Annotated in this window: 8 protein-coding genes and 1 pseudogene; 6 read left to right on the forward strand and 3 right to left on the reverse strand. The window is 67.4% G+C overall.

Annotation, left to right across the window (positions count from 1 at the left end; genetic code table 11):
- The 4 genes from NS334_RS09090 to NS334_RS09105 all read left to right on the forward strand — a co-directional run bounded on the left by NS334_RS09090 (position 1) and on the right by NS334_RS09105 (position 4,706).
- Positions 1-726, forward strand: coding sequence for a hypothetical protein (locus tag NS334_RS09090; protein WP_058755652.1), 726 nt, complete (start codon positions 1-3; stop codon positions 724-726).
- Complete coding sequence (locus NS334_RS09095) at positions 723-2,078, forward strand: O-antigen ligase family protein (RefSeq protein ID WP_058755653.1); 1,356 nt, start codon at positions 723-725, stop codon at positions 2,076-2,078. The genes NS334_RS09090 and NS334_RS09095 overlap by 4 nt, the downstream gene beginning before the upstream one ends.
- Positions 2,079-2,172: 94 nt before the next feature.
- Positions 2,173-3,450 carry a DUF1996 domain-containing protein gene (locus NS334_RS09100; protein ID WP_153002664.1) on the forward strand — a complete coding sequence of 426 codons (1,278 nt, stop codon included), beginning with the start codon at positions 2,173-2,175 and terminating at the stop codon, positions 3,448-3,450.
- Between the two features lie 50 nt (positions 3,451-3,500).
- Complete coding sequence (locus NS334_RS09105) at positions 3,501-4,706, forward strand: DUF1996 domain-containing protein (protein WP_083500359.1); 1,206 nt, start codon at positions 3,501-3,503, stop codon at positions 4,704-4,706.
- Positions 4,707-4,713: 7 nt separating this feature from the next.
- Here the strand turns inward: NS334_RS09105 and NS334_RS18180 are convergent, their stop codons facing one another.
- A complete protein-coding gene (locus NS334_RS18180) occupies positions 4,714-4,905 on the reverse strand; it encodes a hypothetical protein (RefSeq protein ID WP_153002665.1) in 192 nt (63 codons plus the stop codon).
- A 184-nt stretch (positions 4,906-5,089) separates the two neighbouring features.
- Here NS334_RS18180 and NS334_RS09110 point away from each other — a divergent pair, with 184 nt between their 5' ends.
- Complete coding sequence (locus NS334_RS09110) at positions 5,090-5,560, forward strand: PilZ domain-containing protein (RefSeq protein ID WP_058755656.1); 471 nt, start codon at positions 5,090-5,092, stop codon at positions 5,558-5,560.
- A 536-nt stretch (positions 5,561-6,096) separates the two neighbouring features.
- Positions 6,097-6,789 carry a sugar transferase gene (locus NS334_RS09115; protein WP_241491876.1) on the forward strand — a complete coding sequence of 231 codons (693 nt, stop codon included), beginning with the start codon at positions 6,097-6,099 and terminating at the stop codon, positions 6,787-6,789.
- A gap of 21 nt (positions 6,790-6,810) precedes the next feature.
- On the opposite strand, the gene NS334_RS09120 is transcribed toward NS334_RS09115, so the two are convergent.
- Positions 6,811-7,446, reverse strand: coding sequence for a hypothetical protein (locus tag NS334_RS09120; RefSeq protein WP_058755657.1), 636 nt, complete (start codon positions 7,444-7,446; stop codon positions 6,811-6,813).
- Positions 7,447-7,508: 62 nt separating this feature from the next.
- Positions 7,509-7,970 (reverse strand): annotated as a pseudogene (locus NS334_RS18185) (hypothetical protein); the annotation flags it as partial.

Here is a 7,970-nt window from a genome sequence, read left to right on the forward strand (position 1 = left end):
ATGCTGTTCGACCAATTCGATCATGTCCGCATCATCAACCTGAAGCACCGTACCGACCGGCGCGCGGAAATGCTGGGCGAATTGCGACGCCTGGGCGCAGACGCCGACCCGCGCATCGGATTCTTCGACGCGCACCGGTTCGACGACGCGGGCAGCTTCACCTCGATCGGCGCGCGCGGCGTCTATCACAGCCATCTGGCGATCCTGGAGGCGGCGGCCGCCGCCGGACAGAGCGTGCTGATCCTGGAGGATGACGTCGATTTCACGCCGGAGGCGCGCGACACCGTGCTGCCGGAGAATTGGCAGATCTTCTACGGCGGCCATTATGCGTCGCTGCCGACCGACCTCATGAACAGCGACATCATCGGCGCGCATTGCATGGCGTTCCGCGCCGACGTCGTGCCGCTGCTCGCCGCCTATCTGCGCGACCTGCTGGCGCGCGACGACCATCCGCCGATCGACGGCGCCTATGTCTGGTTCCGGCGCGCGCATCCGCATCTGGTGACGCATTTCGCCGACCCGCCGATCGCCAACCAGCGGCCGTCGCGCACCGATATCGCCGACCTGCGCTTTTTCGATCGCTGGCCGGGGCTGCGGCAGCTTGCCGGCGTCGCGCGCAGTGCGAAGCGGATGGCGGGACGCGGGTCGTTCGGGCTGCGCGAGTCGCTGGTCCTCGGCATCGGCGCGTCGGCGGTCGCCGCGATCCTGGTGGCGGTGCTGGCATGAAGTGGATCGCCCTGCTCGTGGTGCTCGGCCTGCTGCCGGGCGCGATCGGCTGGCTGCGCGCGAACCCGCGCCACCTGCCGCGCGTGATGACCGCGCTGGGGATCATGCAGTTCGTGACCGGCGTGCTGCATCTGGTGATCGCGCCGATCTCGTGGGGGGCGTGGCCGGGCTATGCCAAGGGGCTGGAACTGTCGCTGATCGACGCGTTCGCGGTCGCGCTGATCGCCTCCGCACCCAAGGGGACGCGCGTCGCGCACCTGCGCTGGCCGATCGCGATCTATGCCGTGATCGTCCTGTTCAGCGCGATCCAGACCGACGTGCCGATGCCGACGTTCTTCTACGCCTGGCAACTCGGTCGGATGATCGTGCTGATCACCGCCGTCGCCTACGCCTGCCGCGATCCGCGCGCACCGGAGGCGCTGATCCGCGGACTGATCTTCGGCCTCGCCTATCAGTCGGTGATGTCGATGATCGACCGCGCGCAGGGCGCGGTGCAGGCGGCGGGAACGTTCGGGCACCAGAACCTGCTGGGCATGCTGACCTATTTCGCGCTGTTCCCGGCGCTGGCGATCATGCTGTCGAAGAAGAAGGCGAAGTGGATGTGGCTGGGTCCGCTGGCGGCGGCGGTGGTCATCATCCTGGCGGCGTCGCGCGCGACGATCGGGCTGGCGGGCGCGGGGTTCGTGCTGCTGCTGGTGCTGTCGATGGTTCGACGACCGACACCGCGCAAGACGTCGATCGCGGTCGCCGGGCTGATCGCACTGGCGGTCGCCGCGCCGCTGGCGATGACGACGCTGGGCGAACGCTTCAACAAGGATCCGCTGCCCGGCGACTACGACGAGCGCGCCGCGTTCGAGCGCGCCGCGACCATGATGCGGGAAGACCATCCGCTGGGCGTCGGCGCGAACCATTATGTGATCGTCGCCAATACCAAGGGCTATTCGGATCGTGCCGGTGTCGCGCCGGTCTATGGCAGCCGTAGCGCGCACGTCCACAACGTCTATCTGCTGAACGCGGCGGAAACCGGCTATCCGGGGCTGATCGCGTTCGTGGTGATGATGGTGTGGCCGATCATCGTGGCGTTGCGCTGTTCGTGGCGGTTCCGGCGCGATCCGCGCGGTGAGCTGTTGCTGGGACTGGCGGTGACGCTGACGATCGTCTGCCTGCATTCCTTCTACGAATGGATCTTCGTCACCTATAATGCCGAATATATGTATGCGCTGGCAGTCGGGCTGATCGCGGGCCTGTCGCAGCAGATGGGCTATTGGACCCCGCGCCGCGTACCGCGCCGGGCGATCCGGACCGGTCCGGACGATCCGGCCGACACGCCGCCGGTCGCTTCGCCCGCGTGACGACGATTCCCGTTTACCGGCTCCTAACCAACGGGCGGTAAACGGAGATCATTCCGCCGGACGTGGTCCGGCCGTCACGAGCATGGAGTTTGGCATGACGCTGCCTTGCAGCGCGGACCGGTCGACGCACGCGCGCCGCACCGGCCGTTCCTTCGCGCACCTCGCGGCCGCGCTGGCGCTCGCCTCCTGCGGCGGTGGAGGCGGAGCGGGCGGCACGGGCGCCGCCGCGCCGGTCACGGTCGCTCCCGCCGCCACGCCGACACCGGCTCCGGCGCCCGCCCCGACGCCGAGCCCGTCGCCCTCGCCCAGCCCGACGACCGCGACCTCGGGCAGCCTGCCGGTGGTCGGCGACTTCAGCGAGGTGGCCAGCAACTTCGACCTGGCGTCGGAGCTGGTGCCGTCGTGGGGCACCGGCTCGATCGCGAAGAGCAACGCGCCCGACGTGGTCGGCGCGTTCCGCTTCATCTGCAATCCCAGCCACGAGCTGCGCGACGACCCGGTCGTCTTTCCAGGCCAGCCCGGCAGGTCGCACCTTCACCAGTTCTTCGGCAACACGCTGGCCAACGGCAATTCGACCTACGAGAGCCTGCGCACGACCGGCGGCAGCACCTGTAACAGCCCGCTCAATCGCTCCTCCTACTGGATGCCGGCGATGCTGAACGGAAAGGGCGGCGTGGTGCGCCCCGATTACGTCAGCGTCTATTACAAGCGCCGGCCGGAGAGCGACCCGGTATGCCAGCAAATGGGCAAGGCCTGCGTCGACCTGCCCAAGGGGCTGCGCTTCGTCTTCGGCTACGACATGATCAACGGCACGCCGAAGACCGGCGCGGGCTATTACAATTGCCAGGGGCCGACCGCGGTCGAGGGCCATTATCCCGATATCGTCGAGGCGGCGAAGCACTGCCCGGTCGGCAATCAGATCGGCGCGGTCATCAACGCCCCGACCTGCTGGGACGGCAAGAACCTCGACAGCGCGGATCATCGCTCGCACATCGCCTATGTCAGCTACGGCGACTGGGGGTATGAAAAATGCCCGGCGACCCACCCCTATGTGATTCCGGCGTTCACGATGGGCGTGTGGTATACCGTCGACAGCGACCTCGACACGTCGGGCACCTGGGACCGATCGAAGCCGACGTGGCATCTGGCCTCGGACGAGATGCCGGGCATGCCGATGATGCGCCCGGGCACGACCTTCCATGCCGACTGGTTCGGGGCGTGGGACGACCGGGTGATGGCGATGTGGATGGACAATTGCATCAACAAGCTGCTGAACTGCGATGGCGGCGACCTGGGGAACGGCAAGCAGCTGAAGATGTTCTCCGGCTTCACCTGGACCGCCAAGCCGCATGTGGTGCCGATCCCGAACTGAGGCGCCGGTGGCGGGTTTCCCCGCCGGCGCGGGCATGTCATGCCGGGGCGATGACAACGACTCGGGCATTCCGTCGGGCGACCGCGCTGGCCTCCATGCTGGGGCTCGCGCTGTTGTCACTTCCCGGCGCGGCGTCGGCGCAGCAGGGCCTGAGCGACATGGCCGCGCCGAAGGCGGTCGCCGATCCGGCAAGCGCGGCGGGCGAGCCGCAAGCGATCCCGAGCGATTTCGACATCAATGCCGATATCGTTCCCGCGCATGAAACGGGCGTGATCGGGGCGGTGCCGCCCAGCGCGGCACCCGACGTGGTCGGCGCCTTTCGCTTCCTGTGCATGCCCGGGCAATTGCGTTTCGACGACCCGATCGTCTGGCCCGGCCAGCCCGGCCAGTCGCACCTGCACCAGTTCTTCGGCAACACCGCCGCCGACGCGCATTCCACCTATGAGAGCCTGCGCCGCAGCGGCGACAGCACCTGCATGAGCGCGCTCAACCGCTCCGCCTATTGGATGCCGGCGATGCTGAACGGGCGCGGACAGGTGGTGCGGCCCGATTACGTCAGCATCTATTACAAACGCCGTCCCGCCGGCGACCCCGAATGCCAGCGCATGGGCAAGGCGTGCGTGCCGCTGCCGCGCGGGCTGCGCTTCGTGTTCGGGTTCGACATGGTGCATCCCGACGCCCCGGTGACGGGGGCGGGCTATTTCAACTGCGATGGCGCCGGCGCGACGCAGGGCCATTACAAGGATCTGCGCGAGGCGGCACGGCACTGCCCCGTCGGCAGCCAGATCGGAGCGGTCATCAACGCGCCGGCCTGCTGGGACGGCAAGCGGCTCGACAGCCCCGACCACCGCGCGCACGTCGCCTATTTCAGCTGGGCGACCGGACAGGAGCGGTGCCCGCGATCGCACCCCTATGTCATTCCGACCTTCACGCTGGGAAGCTGGTACACGGTCGACGCGACGCTGGGCGACGGATCGCGCGACACGTGGCATTTGTCATCGGACGAGATGCCGGGCGCGGATGGGCGGATGCGCGTGCCCGGCACGACCTTCCACGCCGATTGGTTCGGCGCGTGGGATGACGAGACGATGCGGATGTGGACCGCGAACTGCATCGACAGGATGCTGAATTGCTCGGGCGGCGATCTCGGCAACGGGCGACAGCTCAAGCAGGTTGCGCCGTTCGCCTGGAAAGCCAGCCCGCGGCTGGTGCCGATCCCGTCACGCCCGGCGGTCGCGACGACCCCGCATCACTGATCCCGCGTCAGGCCAGCCGCAGCAGCACGGCGATCGCGATCCAAAGGAACAGGGCGGCGCAAAGGCCGTAGATCAGCCCGCGCGCGGTCGATAGCGGGTCGATGATCCCATCGCCCGCCGTACCGCCGATCAGCCCGAACCGATCGATCACGAGTGGCACGCCACTGAGCGAACAATGATCGGATCGGTCGAAACGCATCCTGTCTCTCCAGCGGTTCCTGTCGATTTTCCGCCACCTGTCCCGTAACGGCACAAAAACCTTGCATTGTGATGAACGACCGGACCCCAGAAAGTTTCCCCGCGCCCGGAAAAGCGGCGCACGTTAACCGGCTGGTAGGCAGGAGAGGGCTAACTCGTGGATCGGTAAACGAAAAGGCACGACGATGCTGCTCCCAGCGATACTGGTAACCAGCGACAAGGACGATCGTCGTTCCGCCGAACGACAGCCGATCAACCAGCCCTCGACGCTGCGTGACGAACATTCGCGCGCGTGCGATGTCTATGTCCGCGACCTGTCCGAAACCGGCTTCGGCGTCGCCACCGACCTGCGGCTGGAGATCGGCAGTACGGTGACGATCGGTCTTCCCGGTCATGGACGGGCGACCGCGCGCGTCGTGCGCCAGGTGCCCGGCGGCTATGGCTGCGAGTTTACCGAGGCGCTGGGACGCGCCGCCATCCTGCAGACCTTCCGTGGCGGCACGGTGATGCAGATCACGTCCAGCACGCCGGTAACCGTCCCGCTGCCGGAACCCGAGGTCGAACGCTATCCGGGTGCGGTGCGGGTCGGCGTGATCGTCGGCACGACGGCGCTGCTGTGGATCGCGATCGTGCGCGCCGTCGCCGCGATCCTCTGACTCAACTGCCGACGATCCCGATACGTGCGCGCGTGATCGCGCGCCGGCACGGGCAGGTGCTGGCACGCCGCTGAGGCGCGGTCGATCCATCCCGTGCCGTTCAAGGATCGAGCGCGTGATCACGCGCTGACCGTTTGCCTGCCCCTCGCCATGGACGCTGCCGTTCCGACGCGATCACCCGAATCGACGGGGCGATCGGCGGCCGGTACATGGGCGCTTCCTCAAGGGTCATCGCCCTCATCAACCAGACTCGCTGACCAGGAGCGGCGCCCGTCGCGATCATGCCGCGCAACCCGACCCGTATGCCGGTGAGCGACCACACGTGCGGATGTTGCGACGACACGTGACGCCAAAACGCCGCTCGCGCGTTGGCGGGGTCATCGCGGAGCCGATACGGTTAACGGTGATTTAACCCGCACCGCGATAAACCGGCCAGACACCACGTCCAACCGACGAAGTTGTGAATTTATGCGGTTCCATTGCAACGTTTTTTTTACTAATGTTGCAATGCAGCGTAACGTTGAGGGAGCGAGCTGGTGCACGAAGCGACCATAACGGCTGCGCCGGAATTGATCGGCGCCGCGAACATGACCGCGTCGAGCGGCGGGCTACAGCGGCTGGACGATATCGCCAGCCGTGCGCTCGACGTGACGCTGGCGGTGATCGCCCTGATCGTCCTGGCACCGTTGATGCTGATCATCGCGGCGGTGATCTATGTTCTCGATCCGGGTCCGGTGATTTTCGCGCATCAGCGGATCGGGCGCGGTGGGCGATCGTTCCCCTGCCTGAAGTTCCGCAGCATGGTGACCGATGCAGACGCACGGCTGCGCCAGCTGCTGGAATCCAGCGCCGAGGCGCGCGAGGAATGGGAACGCGACCACAAACTGCGCGACGATCCGCGCGTGATCGGCATCGGGCGGTTCCTGCGCAAGACCAGCCTGGACGAATTGCCGCAGCTCTGGAACGTCGTGCGCGGTGACATGAGCCTCGTCGGTCCGCGACCGATCGTGGTCGGCGAGATCAGCCGCTATGGCCGGTACTTCGAACATTATTGCGCGGTACGCCCCGGCATCACCGGCCTGTGGCAGGTCGGCGGCCGCAACGACGTTTCCTATCGTCGTCGCGTTGCCTATGACGTGACCTACAGCCGGCTGCGGTCGTGCGCGATGAACGTCAAGATCATCGCCTATACCGTGCCCAGCGTGCTGTTCCAGCGCGGCTCCTACTGATCGACCCGGAGCCGCGGCGGATCACCCGCCGCGCAATCGGTCCTGTACCGCCGAACGCTGCGTAGCGGCACGGGCGCGGAATGCCCGCGCCTGCGCAGCAATCGCTCCGGTAAGGCGATTGACCCGCGCGCTGGCGATCCCCGCCTTTTCGGAGGCCGCCCCCACGTCGGCCTGAAGCGCGCGCACCTGCGGGGCCAACGATGCCAGCGTCGACTGGTCGTGCCGCTGCGTGGCGGCCGCCCGCGCGTCGAGCGCGGTGTCCAGCTTCAGACGCAGCACGGTGCGCCGCGCCTCGTACAGGTCGCGCTGCGCGCGAGCATCCTCGATCCGGCGAATCAGCGCCTCTCGCTGCGCGGCAGCGGCCTGGCGTTCCTCCGTGAACCGGCGCTCGGCAGCGGCCAGCGACTGCGCCACGTGAGGATCGCTTCGGCGCGCGAGCAGCGTCTGCGGGAAAGCGATCGTCTCGCTGCCATTCGCAAGCGCGGCAAGCCGCGCCTCCTCCGCCGTCAACCGGTCGGTACCCTGGATCGCGACCCGATCGGGCACCCGTGCGGTGCAGGCGATCGACGCCAGGCCCGCCATGCCGAACAGACCCGCAAAGGCGAACGCGCGACGCAGCGCCGCGGCCGCGTCATCATTCAGTGCCTTGGACCGCATCAATGCTTCCACTCGACAACACTCCCCGCAATTGATGAGGACCACACGGTAAGTCACAAAGATTAACATCGGGTAAGCCACCGAAAAGTGCCTGAAAAGCGGTTCGTTTCACCTTTGGAACATCTTGAATAACCGTTGTTGACGGCATTTTTCCCGACCGCAATTAACCGGACCTTTAGCCGCGCGCCGTAACTGCTTGCCATCCGTCGATCGGGGCGGTGGCAGTTCGGATACTGGCAGGACATCGTGTCGATCTCGCGGCTTCGCTCACAACTTCTTCTGGCGACCGCGTCGCTCACCCTGGCCAGCTGTGGCGGCGGGGGGGGCGGCGGTTCGGGTAGCGGCGCGACCACGCCCGTCACCGTCGTCACCGCGCCCACCCCGACTCCCACGTCGGTCGGACCGGGCAGTGCCGGCCCGGGCGTCACGCCCACGCCCTCGCCCAGCCCGTCCCCGTCGCCGTCCCCGTCAGCCACCGATGGCGGCATCGTCATCGTGGCACCGACGCCTGCGCCCAGTCCGAC

This window comes from Sphingomonas endophytica (genome assembly GCF_001476895.1).
Lineage (GTDB): Bacteria > Pseudomonadota > Alphaproteobacteria > Sphingomonadales > Sphingomonadaceae > Sphingomonas > Sphingomonas endophytica_A.

Excerpts from the sequence above, each read along its gene's own strand:
- NS334_RS09090 (WP_058755652.1), top strand. The coding sequence starts at position 1 with ATGCTGTTCGACCAATTCGATCATGTCCGCATCATCAACCTGAAGCAC.
- NS334_RS09095 (WP_058755653.1), top strand. The coding sequence starts at position 723 with ATGAAGTGGATCGCCCTGCTCGTGGTGCTCGGCCTGCTGCCGGGCGCG.
- NS334_RS09100 (WP_153002664.1), top strand. The coding sequence starts at position 2,173 with ATGACGCTGCCTTGCAGCGCGGACCGGTCGACGCACGCGCGCCGCACC.
- NS334_RS09105 (WP_083500359.1), top strand. The coding sequence starts at position 3,501 with ATGACAACGACTCGGGCATTCCGTCGGGCGACCGCGCTGGCCTCCATG.
- NS334_RS18180 (WP_153002665.1), bottom strand. The coding sequence starts at position 4,905 with ATGCGTTTCGACCGATCCGATCATTGTTCGCTCAGTGGCGTGCCACTC.
- NS334_RS09110 (WP_058755656.1), top strand. The coding sequence starts at position 5,090 with ATGCTGCTCCCAGCGATACTGGTAACCAGCGACAAGGACGATCGTCGT.
- NS334_RS09120 (WP_058755657.1), bottom strand. The coding sequence starts at position 7,446 with ATGCGGTCCAAGGCACTGAATGATGACGCGGCCGCGGCGCTGCGTCGC.